General features: G+C 73.9%; 12 protein-coding genes and 1 pseudogene. 3 read left to right on the top strand and 10 right to left on the bottom strand.

The window, feature by feature from the left end; translation table 11 throughout:
* Nucleotides 1-114: 114 nt before the first annotated feature.
* Both VR45_RS18675 and VR45_RS48745 read left to right on the top strand, forming a co-directional pair.
* On the top strand, nucleotides 115-1,218 hold the full coding sequence (locus VR45_RS18675; RefSeq protein WP_063772508.1) for an FAD-dependent monooxygenase: 1,104 nt from the start codon (nucleotides 115-117) through the stop codon (nucleotides 1,216-1,218).
* Complete coding sequence (locus VR45_RS48745; RefSeq protein WP_234326040.1) at nucleotides 1,173-1,313, top strand: hypothetical protein; 141 nt, start codon at nucleotides 1,173-1,175, stop codon at nucleotides 1,311-1,313. The genes VR45_RS18675 and VR45_RS48745 overlap by 46 nt, the downstream gene beginning before the upstream one ends.
* A gap of 276 nt (nucleotides 1,314-1,589) precedes the next feature.
* Here the strand turns inward: VR45_RS48745 and VR45_RS18670 are convergent, their stop codons facing one another.
* The 9 genes and pseudogenes from VR45_RS18670 to VR45_RS18635 all read right to left on the bottom strand — a co-directional run bounded on the left by VR45_RS18670 (nucleotide 1,590) and on the right by VR45_RS18635 (nucleotide 11,442).
* Nucleotides 1,590-2,012 (bottom strand): heme-binding protein, encoded by a 423-nt coding sequence (locus VR45_RS18670; protein ID WP_045940929.1) that lies wholly within the window; start codon nucleotides 2,010-2,012, stop codon nucleotides 1,590-1,592.
* 56 nt (nucleotides 2,013-2,068) lie between these two features.
* Nucleotides 2,069-3,271, bottom strand: a complete 1,203-nt coding sequence (locus VR45_RS18665; RefSeq protein WP_045940927.1) for an MFS transporter — start codon at nucleotides 3,269-3,271, stop codon at nucleotides 2,069-2,071.
* A gap of 239 nt (nucleotides 3,272-3,510) precedes the next feature.
* Nucleotides 3,511-3,978, bottom strand: coding sequence for a MarR family transcriptional regulator (locus tag VR45_RS18660; protein WP_045940926.1), 468 nt, complete (start codon nucleotides 3,976-3,978; stop codon nucleotides 3,511-3,513).
* A 91-nt stretch (nucleotides 3,979-4,069) separates the two neighbouring features.
* Nucleotides 4,070-5,227: a DUF6596 domain-containing protein gene (locus tag VR45_RS18655; protein WP_045940925.1), complete on the bottom strand. Its 1,158-nt coding sequence runs from the start codon at nucleotides 5,225-5,227 to the stop codon at nucleotides 4,070-4,072.
* Between the two features lie 8 nt (nucleotides 5,228-5,235).
* A complete protein-coding gene (locus tag VR45_RS18650; protein ID WP_045940928.1) occupies nucleotides 5,236-5,643 on the bottom strand; it encodes a YciI family protein in 408 nt (135 codons plus the stop codon).
* A 184-nt stretch (nucleotides 5,644-5,827) separates the two neighbouring features.
* A pseudogene (locus VR45_RS18645) lies at nucleotides 5,828-7,910 on the bottom strand (discoidin domain-containing protein).
* A gap of 225 nt (nucleotides 7,911-8,135) precedes the next feature.
* Nucleotides 8,136-8,990, bottom strand: coding sequence for an MFS transporter (locus VR45_RS48740; protein WP_234326039.1), 855 nt, complete (start codon nucleotides 8,988-8,990; stop codon nucleotides 8,136-8,138).
* A 47-nt stretch (nucleotides 8,991-9,037) separates the two neighbouring features.
* Entirely contained in the window at nucleotides 9,038-9,544 is a 507-nt protein-coding gene (locus tag VR45_RS48735; protein ID WP_234326038.1) for an MFS transporter, read from the bottom strand.
* A gap of 53 nt (nucleotides 9,545-9,597) precedes the next feature.
* Nucleotides 9,598-11,442 (bottom strand): glycoside hydrolase family 15 protein, encoded by a 1,845-nt coding sequence (locus VR45_RS18635; RefSeq protein ID WP_045940924.1) that lies wholly within the window; start codon nucleotides 11,440-11,442, stop codon nucleotides 9,598-9,600.
* Between the two features lie 258 nt (nucleotides 11,443-11,700).
* On the opposite strand from VR45_RS18635, the gene VR45_RS18630 reads away from it, so the two are divergent.
* Nucleotides 11,701-11,901: a hypothetical protein gene (locus tag VR45_RS18630; RefSeq protein ID WP_045940923.1), complete on the top strand. Its 201-nt coding sequence runs from the start codon at nucleotides 11,701-11,703 to the stop codon at nucleotides 11,899-11,901.
* A 48-nt stretch (nucleotides 11,902-11,949) separates the two neighbouring features.
* Here the strand turns inward: VR45_RS18630 and VR45_RS18625 are convergent.
* On the bottom strand, nucleotides 11,950-13,216 hold a 1,267-nt coding region (locus VR45_RS18625), incomplete at its 5' end, for a helix-turn-helix transcriptional regulator (protein ID WP_045940922.1).

Genomic DNA, 13,216 nt, shown 5'->3' with positions numbered 1-13,216 from the left:
ACCGACAGCGGCACCGGCGTCCCGCCGGTGGCCTGCCGGTGTCCTGACGGTGCGCCGACAGCAGCCGGGGGGAGCCTGGTGCGTGGCAGCACACGAACCAGGGGAGGCCCCGCCATGCCGAACAGCACGCGACCGCAGCACTCGCGCCCGACCACGGTCCTGATCTCCGGTGCCGGGATCGCCGGCACCGCCCTCGCCCACTGGCTGGACCGCTACGGCTTCCGGGTCACCGTGGTCGAGCGCGCGCCCTCCCTGCGCGGGGGCGGCCAGCCGGTGGACATCCGCGGCAACGCCCTCGAAGTCGTCGACCGGATGGGCCTGTTGGCGGAGGTCGGGGCGCGACGGACCGGACTGCTGGGGATGTCCGTGGTCGACGGCGACGGCCGGGAGCTGAGCCGCACCACCGAGCGGACGGCCAGCGGCGGACCGGTCGACGGCCCGGACGTGGAGATCCTGCGCGACGAACTCGCCGAGCTGATCGCCGGGGTGGCGGGCAGCGGGGTCGAATACCGCTTCGACGACTCGATCGAGACCCTGGTGCAGTACGAGGAGGGGGTCCAGGTCCGGTTCCGCGGCGACGAGGAGCGCTCCTTCGACCTCGTCGTGGGCGCCGACGGCCTGCACTCCAACACCCGCCGGCTCGTCTTCGGCCCGGAGGAGGACTACCTGCACCCGATCGACACCTATGTGGCGGGCTGGAGCGTGCCCAACCACCTCGGGCTGGACCGCTGGCAGGTCGTCCACCGGCCGGGCGACTCCTCGGAGCGGATGTGCATGGCGATGACCGTCCGCGACAACGCCGAGCTGCGCGTCTTCGTCGGCTTCGGCTCCGACGAGCCCCTCGGGCGGATGCTCCCGCGCGACCCCTCCGAGCAGCGCCGCCTGGTCGCCGAGGTCGCCGCGGACCTGCGCTGGGAGGTGCCGCGATTCCTGGCGGCCCTGGACGACACCGAGGTGTTCCACTACGACGTCGTCGCCCAGATCAAGATGGACCGCTGGTGGAACGGCCGGGTCGCGCTGCTCGGCGACGCCGGGTACTGCTGCTCGCCGCTGACCGGGCAGGGCACCAGCGTCGCCCTGACGGCGTCCTACGTCCTGGCGGGGAGTTGCACCGGGCGGACGGCGACCACCGGGCCGCCTATCCCGCCTACGAGCGGCGGCTGCGCGAGCACGTGGCCGCCAACCAGGCGATCCTCGAACTCACCGGCGACCGGCTGAAGGCGGACGGCGCCGAGGGCGGCTTCGAGGAGATCGCTCCGGAGATGGACGTGGTCTTCCGCGCGGCCACGGTCTTCGACCTGCCGGACTACTGACGGACTACGACAGACTGCTGCGGGGCTGCTGACGGACCGTGCGCCGGTGGCCCCGGCCCGCCGGGGAGGCGGGCCGGGGCCACGGTGGGCTTCGGGTCACGGAACACTTTGCAAAGTCGCCGACGACTTTGCAAAGTGTTCTGCTTTGCAAAGTGCTCCGCGCGGGGACGGCTCCGAGGGAGTCGGGAGCGGGAAGTCGGGAGCCGGGTTTCCGGAGCGCGGGGGACGCAGGGAGCGCGGCGGACACGCCGGACGGCCCGGGCCGCGGAACGCGCGTCAGCCGGCGAGCTCCCGGAGGGCGGCGGTGGCGAAGTCGTGGTCCTGCTCGGGGGCGCCGCCGCCGATGCCGAGGGCGCCGATCAGCCGGCCGTCGCGGTGGACCGGGACGCCGCCGGCGATAAACAGTAGCGGCCGGTCGAGCGCGGTCGGCAGCGAATGGAACGGCCCGTCGGGCTTGACCAGGTCGACCAGGTCGGCGGTCGGGGCGTTCAGCTGGAGGGCGGTGTAGGCCTTGCGGGTGCTGGTCTCGCCGGAGATGAGGACGGCCCGGTCGTCGCGGCGGAAGGCCAGCAGATGGCCCCCGGCGTCGAGGACGGTGACGCTGACCGCGACCCCGGCCGCCTCGGCGGCGGTGCGGGCGGCCGCGACCAGGGTCTCGGCGTCGGCGGTGGTCAGCGGGACAACGGCGGTGGTGCTCAAGGTGGCGGTCAGGGTGGTGCTCATGGTGGTGCTGCTCCTTGAAAGAAGGGGGGCGATCAGTGGTGGACCGGGACGGCGGTGGGGGAGGGCACGGTCACGGCCGTCGGGGCCTTGCCGGTGCGGCGCTCCAGGGCGGCGGACCAGAGGGCGAGGACCAGGGCCGCGGCGGCGAGCAGAGCACCCACCCAGTTCGGCGCGGTGTAGCCGAGGCCGGCGGTGATGACCATGCCGCCGAGCCAGGCGGCGAGGGCGTTGCCGAGGTTGAAGGCGCCGATGTTCACGGCCGAGGCGAGGGTGGGGGCGCCGTGCGCCTGGTCCAGCACCCGCTTCTGCAGCGGGGGGACGGTGGCGAAGCCGAGCGCCCCGACGAGCACGACGGTGATCGCGGCGAGGACCTTGTTGTGGGCGGTGAGGGTGAACAGCGCGAGCACGAGGGCGAGGCCGCCGAGCGTGGTGTACAGCAGGGGCATCAGCCGCCGGTCCGCGAACCGGCCGCCGAGCAGGTTGCCGAGGAACATCCCGATGCCGAACAGCACCAGCAGCCAGGTCACCGCGCCGTCCGAGTAGCCGGCCACGTGGGTCATCATCGGGGCGATGTAGGTGATGGCGGCGAAGACACCGCCGAAACCGAGCACGGTCATCGCCATCGCCAGCAGCACCTGCGGATTGCGGAAGGCGGTCAGCTCGCGGCGCAGGTGGGCGCCCTCGGGGCGGGCCTGCTCCGGGACGAGCCTGGCGATCCCGGCCATGCCGACCAGGCCGAGCGCGGCGACGATCACGAAGGTGGTCCGCCAGCCGACGGCCTGCCCGATGTAGGTGCCGAGCGGGACGCCGACGACATTGGCGACGGTGAGTCCGGTGAACATGGTGGCGATGGCGCCGGCCTTCTTGTCCGGGGCCACCAGTTCGGCGGCGACGACGGAGCCGATGCCGAAGAACGCGCCGTGGGCGAGCGAGGCGACCACTCGGCCGGCGAGCATCGTCCCGAAGGTGGGGGCGGCGGCGGAGAGCACGTTGCCGACCACGAACAGGCCCATCAGCAGCATCAGCATCCGCTTGCGGCTGACCTTGGTGCCGAGCACGGTGAGCAGCGGCGCGCCGAGGACCACGCCGAGGGCGTAGCCGGTGACCAGCAGGCCCGCGGTCGGGATGGAGACGCCGTAGTCGGCGGCGATCTCGGGCAGCAGGCCCATGATCACGAATTCGGTGGTGCCGATGCCGAAGGCGCCGACGGCCAGAGCGAGCAGTGCGAGTGGCATTGGGCTCGACCCTCCTGTGATTGCTTGAGTGAGCTCCTTGCGTGTCTTCACAATAGTTGCAGGCGCGCGATAACTGCAAACGCGGGATGTCGCTGTGCTCCGGATATCAGCTGGTGCAGGCTGTGCGGCAGGGCGCGAAACGCGGAGGACCGGCCCCAGCGCAGTGCTGGAGCCGGTCCTCGGGGTGCTGATACGAACGGCGATACGAACGGCGATGCGAACGGCGATGCGTAAGCGGGCTACCGCGCCGCCGCCGGGGCGTCCACGGCTTCGACGGCCTCGACCAGGGAGGCCAGCTCGGGGTGGCGGGCCGCCTCGGTGAGCGCCTCGCGCAGGGCGGCGTCATTGGTCGGCCGCGCCTCCGCCAGCAGCTTCAGTCCGGCCTCGCTCACATTGGTGTAGATGCCGCGCCGGTCGGTGGGGCACAGGTAGCGCGACAGCAGGCCCCGGTCCTCCAGTCGGGTGACCAGCCGGGTGGTGGCGCTCTGGCTCAGCACGACCGCGTCGGCGACCTGCTTCATCTGCAGGTGGCCGCCCTCGCCGTCGTGCTGGCGGCTGAGCACGTCGAGCAGCGAGTACTCCCGCACGCTGAGGTCGTGCCCGCTCTGCAGGGCGCGTTCGATGTGCCCCTCGATCCGGCTGTGCAGGAGGGAGAGTGCGCCCCAGCCACTGGCCAGGGCGGTGAGGGCGGGGTCCGTGGCGGTCATGGGTCCGGGCCTCCTTCCGGGGGTGGCCGTTCCAGGATAAGCCATCGGAGGAAATACCGGCCAGGGCTGCTAGCAGGCGGATGCAAGTATTTCAGGGGCGGCCGTCCCCGCCCGACGCCGTGTTGAGCCGGGCGGCCTGCCGGGTCAGATGGTCCCGCTCGGCGAGGTTGGACGCCGCCCGGGCCGCCTCCGCGTACAGCCGGGCCGCCGTCGCCCGGTCGCCCGCGCGCTCGTGCAGATAGGCCGCCGCCGCCGTGCGGCGCGGCACCGCCCCGTCGACCTCCGCGAGCGCCGCCAGCCCCGCACGCGGCCCGTCCGCCTCGCCGACGGCGACCGCGCGGTTCAGCCCGACCACCGGGCTGTCGGTCAGCCGCAGCAGTTCGTCGTACCACTCCACGATCTGCACCCAGTCCGTCTCCCCGGCCGTCGGCGCGTCCGCGTGCAGCGCGGCGACCGCCGCCTGCGCCTGGAACTCCCCCAGCCGGTCGCGGACCAGGGCGCCCTGGAGCACCGCGACGCCCTCGGTGATCGCCGCGGTGTCCCACCGGGAGCGGTCCTGCTCGGCGAGCGGCACCAGCGCGCCGTCCGGCGTGGTCCGGGCCGCCCGCCGGGCGTGGTGCAGCAGCATCAGCGCGAGCAGTCCCGCCACCTCCGGATGGTCCACCCGGGCCGCCAACTGCCGGGTGAGCCGGATCGCCTCGGCGGCGAGGTCGACGTCCCCCGAGTAGCCCTCGTTGAACACCAGGTAGAGCACCCGCAGCACGGTCGCGACATCGCCGGGGCGGTCCAGCCGCACCCCGGACACGGTGCGCTTGGCCCGGCTGATCCGCTGCGCCATGGTCGCCTCGGGCACCAGGTAGGCGCGGGCGATCTGCCGGGTGGTGAGCCCGCCGACGGCGCGCAGGGTGAGCGCGACCGCCGAGGCGGGCGACAGCGCGGGGTGGGCGCACAGGAAGTACAGCCGGAGCGTGTCGTCGACCTCGGCCACCGGCCCCGGCGCGGGCTCCTCCTCGACCCGGTCCTCGCGCCGCCGCCGGGCCGTGTCCGCCCGGGAGGCGTCCAGGAACTTCCGCCAGGCGACCGTGACCAGCCAGCCCTTGGGGTCGCGGGGCGGGTCCTCGGGCCAGACCCGCAGCGCTTCGACCAGCGCGTCCTGGACGGCGTCCTCGGCCGCCGCGAAGTCGGCTCCGCGGCGGACGAGGACGCCGAGCACGCCCGGGGTGAGACCGCGGAGCAGTGCCTCGTCCATGGGTGCGGTCACTCGGTGACGGTGGGTGCGGCGCCGTAGAAGGGGCGCAGCTCAAGCCACTCGTGGATCGGCCGGCCGCCCGCGCCGGGGGCGGCGGACAGCTCGCCGGCGAGTTCGACGGCGCGGTCGTAGCTGTCGACGTCGATCACCATCCAGCCGGCGATGAGGTCCTTGGTCTCGGCGAACGGGCCGTCGGTGACCGGCGGGCGGCCCTCGCCGTCGTACCGGACCCAGGTGCCCTCGGGGGCGAGCGCCTGGCCGTCGACGAACTCGCCGGTCTTCTCCAGCGCGGCGGCGAAGTCGTTCATGTACTGGATGTGGGCCGAGACCTCCTCCGGCGTCCAGCGGTCCATCGGCACGTTGTTGACCGCCTCCGGCGCGCCGCGGTAGTGCTTCAGCAGCAGGTACTTCGCCATGGTGTCCCTCTCCTCGGGGGTGGTGCGGCCCATTCTGGCCGCGCTCAACCCTGGGACGGAGCAGGCCACGGGTTCTCGACACCGCCGCCGAAGATTTTTTCCGGGACGCCGGAGGGCCCGTCCGGGGGCGGTCGGCGCGACCGCCCCCGGACGGGCCCGGTGGATCCCGCGAGTCCGGAGCGGGTCAGGCCCGGTACACGCCCACGTCGTACAGCGAGTACCCCCACGAGGTGGCACGCTGCTCGCCGTGCACCCGGACGTACCGCGCCGGGACGCCGGCGAACCGGGCGGTGTCCAGTCCGCCGTCACCGGAGGTGGTGGACCAGACGGTCCGCCAGTTGCTGCCGTCGGTGGACACCTCGATCCGGTACGCCCTGGCGTAGGCGCGCTCCCAGTCCAGGGTGACCCGGGAGACCAGGGTGGTGGTGGACAGGTCGAGCTGCAGCCACTGGTCGTCGCTCCAGTCGCTGGCCCACCGGCTGGACGGGCTGCCGTCGATCGCCCGGTCCGCGGCGTAGCTGGTGAACGGGTTCCACTCGGCCGAACTCGCGCCGGCGGAGCCCCCCACGGTGAGGTTGGCGGCGGCCTGGTGGTGTTCCGCGGCGCCCAGGGTGGTGAGGTAGGACTCCGCGCCCCGGAACAGGTCGTCGACCACGCCCTGCCCGCCGACCTGCCGGATGTCCTCGATCCAGTCCGGCACCAGGCCGTAGTGCGCGGCCCCGTCGGTGTTGAGGTCCCAGGTGCGGCTGCCGGCGGTGGCGCGGTCGACCAGGGAACCGCCGTCGGCGGTGCGGAACGGGTAGCGCACGGGGTTGGGGGTGTCGGCCCCGCGCGGGCCGGGCCAGCCGCCGACACCGTTCATATCGGTGCCGTAGCCGTACCCGACGCCGTACTTGTCGCGCAGCGCGTCGGTGCGCTTCGCCTCCGAGCTGAACGCCTCCGCGCCGTTCATGTACCTGTCTCTTATACACAGAGACGCGCTCCATCCAGCCGAGGTCCATCCAGCTGTGGGAGGAGACGACGCCCGGGTAGGACTGCGATTCCAGGACGTCCAGGGCCCGGCCCGCCGCCTTGACGCTCATATGGTCGAGCTCCAGCATCATGCCGCGCCGCATCATGCCGCGCAGGGCGTACTCGCCGAGCTCGGTCAGGCCCCTGGTGTTGCACTGCGCGTCCCCGGCGTACGAGGGGACGGTGACCCCGGCGGGCAGCTGCTGCTGGATCGAGGCGGGGGTCGGCGCCAGCCCGATCGGGTTGTCGTGCTGCGGGCCGGGGCACTTCTCGGTCTGCCAGAAGGTGCCGGTCGACAGGAACTGCCCGGCGTTGATCGCCGTGCCGAGCGCGCCCTCGTCGAACCGGACGCCGCACAGCGCGTTGTCGAACTTGTGGCACAGGAACATGCTGCGCACGCCGAGCCCGTACAGCTCGTCGAGGCCGCGGTCGATGTCCGCGCGGCTGCACTGGGCGATGTCCAGGACCTGCTTGCAGCCGAAGGGCTCGGAGGTCTCCACCCCGAGCACCACGGCCAGCTTGCCCTGGCGGACCACCTCGCGGGCCTGCGCGCTGTCGGTGACGATCCGGAACCAGCCCTTGCCGGGCCCGCCGTACATCTTGTCGATGTACGCCTGGAGGTCCCAGGACTTCTGGGCCTCCAGCCGGATCGCCGTCATCTCGTCGCAGCTGCGGTCCTTGAAGAAGTAGACCGAGCAGATCACACCGTTGGTCACCAGGTCGTTGACCAGCACCCGCTCGCCGCCGCGCCAGGCGCGCTCGATCCAGGCGTAGTAGTTCTGCTGGTGGGTCAGCGAGTCGTGGGCGGGCCAGTCGGCGAAGGTCGGCCAGCCGACCGGGTCGTGCTTGCCGTCACCGCCCTTGGTGATGAGGTCGAAGATGGCGAGGGAGCCGTCGGGGTAGTGCTCCGGACAGTCCTTGAGGGCGTCCTCGACCCCGGCCTCGGAGAAGGCCTTGCCGCAGATGAGGCGGCCGCCGAAACCCTCGGCGGCCATGATGTGGTCGTGGGCGTCGACGAAGCCGCGGACCTTGCCCTGGGCGTCGGTGCCGGTGAAGGGCGCGCCGGTGACGCCGATCGCGGCATCGGGGGCGGGCCGGGCGACCGGGTCCCACCAGTTCGGCCCGGCGGCGCCGTGCGCCGGCGCGGCGAGGGCCGCGGCGACCAGGGCGAGCAGCGTGGCGATCAGGGTGGCGATCCTGCGGCGGACGGGGAAGCGCTGTGCGTGGGGACGACGTGGGTGGGGGAGTCGCGTCATGTGCACCCCAGTTCCGGGTGGCGGGCGGACGACGCGGACGACGCCCGCCGCGGCACGGAGCGCCGCCCGGGCGGGCTGTCATGTCCTGCGTACTCGGTGGGTCGAGAATCGCCACTGTTGGATTTTTCGTCAATAGCCGTGGCACAACCCGCTCGTGCCAATACCGGCGGGGACCCCGCCGAGGGCACCGGCGGGGCTCGGCGGTCGGGCGCTCAGCGGTGGCGCTCAGCGGTCGGGCGCGCCCGCCGGCCGGTCGTGCGGCAGGAGCAGCGCCGCGCCGAGGCCGACGACCCCGAACACGGCGAGGGCGATCATCGCGGCCGCGTACCCGCCGTTGGTGAGCTCGGCGACCAGGATGGTGCCGGCGATGGCGGTGCCCAGCGAGGAGCCGAGGTTGGAGACACTGCGGGACAGGCCGGAGATCTCGCCCTGCCGGCTGTCGGGGAAGGCCGACTGCACCACGTTGACCGAGGGGGTGAGCATCAGCCCGAGGCCCAGCCCGATCAGCAGCAGCCCGGGGGTGAAGGCCCAGATGTCGTCGACGGCGCGCACCAGCAGCAGCAGGACGAGGATGCCGGCGGTGGTCGTCGCGAAGCCGGTGACGATCAGGGTGCGCTGGGACCACCGCTTCGCCAGCCGTTCGGCGCCGAGCGAGGAGGCGAGCAGGCCCAGGGTGGCGGCGGTGAAGACGCCGCCGGTGGCGATGGCGCTGTAGCCGCGGACCACCTGGAGGTACGCGCCGACCGTGAACGAGACGCCCATCAGCACCAGCCACTGCGCGTTCTGGGTGACCAGGCCGAGGTTGGAGACGCGGTCGCGGAACAGCGAGGTGGCCAGCAGCGGTTCCCGGCCCGCCCGCTCCAGCCGGCGGATCCAGCCGAAGAAGCCGGCCAGCACGGCCGCGCCGGCCGCCAGCAGACCGGTCATCAGCCACACGTTGTCGTCCGCCGCGAGGATGCCGGTGACCAGCAGGACCAGGCCCGCCGCCGACAGGACGGCGCCGACGGCGTCGAACGGCCGGTCGGGGTCGGGCGGCAGCGGGTCCTCCAGGGTGCGGGTGAGGAGGAGGATCAGCGCCACCACCACGACCTGGAAGCCGAAGTTGGCCCGCCAGCCGATCGCGGTGGTCAGCAGGCCGCCGCGGTGGTCAGCAGGCCGCCGATCAGCGGGCCGGCCGCCGCGCCGATGCCGCCGAGGGCCATGATGGCGCCGAACGCCTTGGCCCGGGCGGCGGTTCCGGTGAACAGCAGCGTGGTCAGGATGTAGACCGGGGGGATCAGCAGGGCGGTGCCGACGCCCTCCAGCACCGAGTTGCCGAGGATCAGCACGCCGAGCCCGGGCGCCGCCGCGCTGAGCAGCGCGCCGACCCCGTAGACGGCGAGGCCCAGCATCAGGCAGCGCTTGCGGCCCCAGCGGTCGGTGAGCTTGCCGCCGGGGATCATCAGCGCGGCCATCACCAGCAGGAAGACGGTGATGGCGACCTGGACGCCCTGGACACTGGTGTCGAGGTCCTCGCTGATGTCGTTGATCATCACGTTCATGCTGGAGCCGGCGAAGCTGCAGATGAACTGGGCCAGGGCCAGCGGGACGAGGATGTGCCGCGCGCCCGCCTTCCCCGGTGCGGCGGTGGTCATTCCGGGCTCCTCTCGAACGTCCGCGTTCCGCAGGGCGGCCGGCGGCCGGTCCGTCAGGCGATGCCCCGGCGGTCGAGCTCCTCGTCCAGGGCGAGGGCCGCGTCGATCAGCGCGAGGTGGGTGAACGCCTGGGGGAAGTTGCCCAGTTGCTCGCCGGAGGGTCCGATCTCCTCGGCGAACAGGCCGACGTGGTTGGCGTAGGTGAGCATCTTGTCGAAGGCGTACCGGGCCCGCTCGATCCGGCCGGCCCTGGCCATGGCCTCGACGTAGAGGAAGGTGCAGAGGTTGAAGGTGCCCTCGGAGCCGCGCAGTCCGTCGGGGGAGGCGGCCGGGTCGTAGCGGTAGACCAGGCTGTCGCAGACCAGTTCGCGGTCCATGGCGTCCAGGGTGGACAGCCAGTCCGGGTCGGTGGGGGAGAGGAAGCCGACCTTGGGCATCAGCAGCAGCGAGGCGTCGAGCACCTCGGTGCGGTAGTGCTGGGTGAACGCCCGGCGCTCGGGGTTCCAGCCGCGCTGCACGATCTGGCGCAGGATGTCGTCCCGTTCGGAGGTCCAGCGGTCGAGGTCCGCGGGGCGGGCGTGGGCGCGGGCGAGCCGGATCGCGCGGTCGAAGGCCACCCAGCACATCAGCCGGCTGTAGGTGAAGTCCTGGCGGCCGCCCCGGGTCTCCCAGATCCCCTCGTCCGGGCGGTCCCACTGCTCGGTCAGCCAGTCGACCATCCGGCGGAACGCGTCCCAGCCGCGCAGCGCGCCCATGTCGCCGCGGTCGTCCCCGTCGCCGGCCGCGAACGCGAACGCCGCCTCGCCGTAGATGTCCAGCTGGAGCTGGTCGGCGGCGCCGTTGCCGACCCGCACCGGGGCGGAACCCCGGTAGCCCTCCCAGTGCGGCAGCGTCTCCTCGCCCAGCAGGCGTTCGCCGTCCACCCGGTACATGATCCGGAGCCCGTCGTGCTCGGTACCGGCGCTCTCGATCCGCTCCCGCACCCAACGGCGGAAGGACTGGGCCTCCTCCCGGAAGCCGAGTCCGATCAGGGTGTGCACGGAGAGCGAGGCGTCGCGGATCCAGGTGTAGCGGTAGTCCCAGTTCCGTTCCCCGCCGATCTGCTCCGGCAGGCCCATGGTCGCGGCGGCGATCGGCGCGCCGGTCGGGTGGTAGCTGAGCAGCTTGAGCGTGATCGCCGAGCGGTCCACCATCTGCCGCCAGCGGCCCCGGTAGGTGGACGACCTGAGCCACTCGTACCAGAACGACCGGCAGGCTTCGAAGGCCGCCCAGTTCGCCCCGTCGTCCGGGGCCGAGGGCGGCTCGGCGCCGGAGGGCAGGGCGGTCAGGGACACGGTCGCCGTCTGCCCCGCGTCCAGGGTGAACCGGGCGGTCACATCGGCGCCGTCCGGGCGCAGCACCGCCGGCCCGGTGGCCTGCACGCAGAGGTCCTGGCCGGGCCCCCGCAGCCGCACGCCGCGGTCGTCGAGCACGGTCAGGGTGTGGGCGGCGCGGCCGTAGTCGAACCGGGGCCGGCACTCCAGGACGAACGGCACCCGGCCGCGGACCACCCGGGCGGCCCGGACGATCCGGTGCCGGTCGCTCGGGGCCGGCGAGGTGTCGGGCGGCATGAAGTCGACCACCTCCGCCACCCCCTCGGGGGAGAGGAAGCGGGTGACCACGATCGCCGTGCCGGCGAGGTAGAGCTGCTTCACCGTGACGTCCGGCACCGCGTCCCGGTCGACGGCGAGCCGGCACCGGCCGCCCCCGGTGTCGTCCAGCAGGGCGGCGAACAGGCTGGGGGAGTCGAACCGCGGGGCGCACCACCAGTCGATGTCGCCCGCCGTGGAGACGAGGGCGGCGGTCTGGAGGTCGCCGATCACGCCGTGCTCGGCGATCGGGGGGTAGGGACTCGTCACGGGGGCTCCCCAGGCGGGCGGAGGGACTGCTGGCGCCGCCACCGTACGGACCGCCGCCGGGGCGGCGGATCACCCGCGGTGGGTGACCGCCGGTCCCCGGTCCCGCGCCGCCGACCCGGTGCCGACCCGGTGTTGACCCGGTGCCAGCCGGTCCGTCGCCGGCCGGCTTCCCGCGCGGTCACCTCACGGGGGTGATGCGGCGGGCTCCGCGCGGCGGCAAGACTGGACGCCACCGCCGAGGCGAAGGGAGCCGGCCCCATGCGCTACGAGATCCGGGTGTCCGGCGTACTGCAGGAGACGACCCGCCGGGAGGGCTTCCCGGAGCTGGCGAGCACGGTCGTCCCGGACCATACGGTGCTGGTCGGCGAGGTGGTCGACGAGGCCCACCTGTACGGGCTGCTGAACCGGTTCCAGGCGCTCGGGCTGACGGTCACGGAGCTGCGCCGGTTGCCCGAGTGAGCCGCCCGAGTGGGCCGCCCGGGCGAGCCGTCGGGGGCGCGGCCCGGCTCAGGGCGCGTCCAGCAGGCGCAGCCGGGTGGCGGTGCGCACCGCGTCCCGGCGGTTGGCCGTCCGCAGCTTGCGGTTGACGCTCTTGAGGTGCGTCTTGACGGTGTTCGGCGACACGTACAGCTCGTCGGCGATCTCCTGGGTCGACAGCAGCCGCGCGGCGCAGAGCAGGATCTCCCGCTCCCGTCCGGTCAGCGGCTCGACCGGCGCCCCCGCCGGCGGCACCGGCCCGGCGTCCGCGCACCGTTGCTCCGGGGCCTGGTCGCGGACGGGCGGCCGCAGGTCGGCCGGCAGCCAGCCGTGGGCGCGGGCCAGGTGGGGCAGTCCGCGCAGCCGCCGGCGCACCCAGGGCGCCGACTCGCGGAACGGCCGGCACAGCCGCTCCGGCTCGGCGGCGGCGAGGGCCTCGGCCAGCAGCCGGGCGCTGTCGGGACCCTCACCCGCGGCCTGCGCCAGCAGCAGCAGCGCCCGGGTACGGGTCGCGCCGCCCACGGCCGGGTCGTCGAGCAGGGACCGCAGCCCGGCCAGGGTGCCCTGCTCGTCCCGGCCGGCCGCCAGCCGGGCCCGGGCCGCCACCACCAGGGTGTCGGGCGCCAGGGTGTCGGGCGCCAGGGTCGGCACGTCGTCCAGGGCNTCCAGGGCCGCCACCGCCGCCTCCGGCCGTCCGGCGGCCAGGTGCGCGGCGCAGGCCGCGACGGCGAGGCGCTCGCGGCTCCAGTCGGAGGTCCGGTCCGCCAGCCCGCGCCGCCGGGTCTCGTCCAGCAGCCGCAGCGCGCTGTCCGGACGGCCCTCGGCCAGGTGCAGTCCGGCCCGGACCACGCAGCTCCCCAGCGTGACCACCGGATCGTGGTCCGGCGCGCGGCCGCGGGTCATCCGGTGCAGCGCTGCCCGGGCCTCGGCCGGCTCGTCGCGTTCCAGGGCGGTGGCGGCCAGCACGAGGTCCCGGACCTCGGTGCGGCTGTCCGGCGGCAGGCTGGAACGGTCGGCCTCCTCGTCCGCCTCGCGCACCCGGCGCTCGGCCCGCCCCGGCCGGCCGCGCAGGTGGTCGATGAGCGCGAGCCGGCACAGCGCGTCGTGGCGCAGCCGGGCGGTGGTGGGCGAGAGCGGGGCCCGGGCCGCGCGTTCCAGCGCCCGGCCGGCCTCGTCCAGGCGCCCGTGCCAGAGCAGCGCCGAGCCGAGGTCGGCGGCGATCAGGGCGAGCAGCTCGGGGTGCCGCTCCAGCAGGTCGGCGGGTACCCGGCGTTCCAGTTGCCCGGCCCGGCGGGCG

The organism is Streptomyces sp. NRRL S-495, assembly GCF_000966955.1.
GTDB classification, from domain to species: domain Bacteria; phylum Actinomycetota; class Actinomycetes; order Streptomycetales; family Streptomycetaceae; genus Kitasatospora; species Kitasatospora purpeofusca.
The sequence above is the reverse complement of the archived record's forward strand: the minus strand, read 5'-3'. Positions and strand labels throughout refer to the sequence as shown.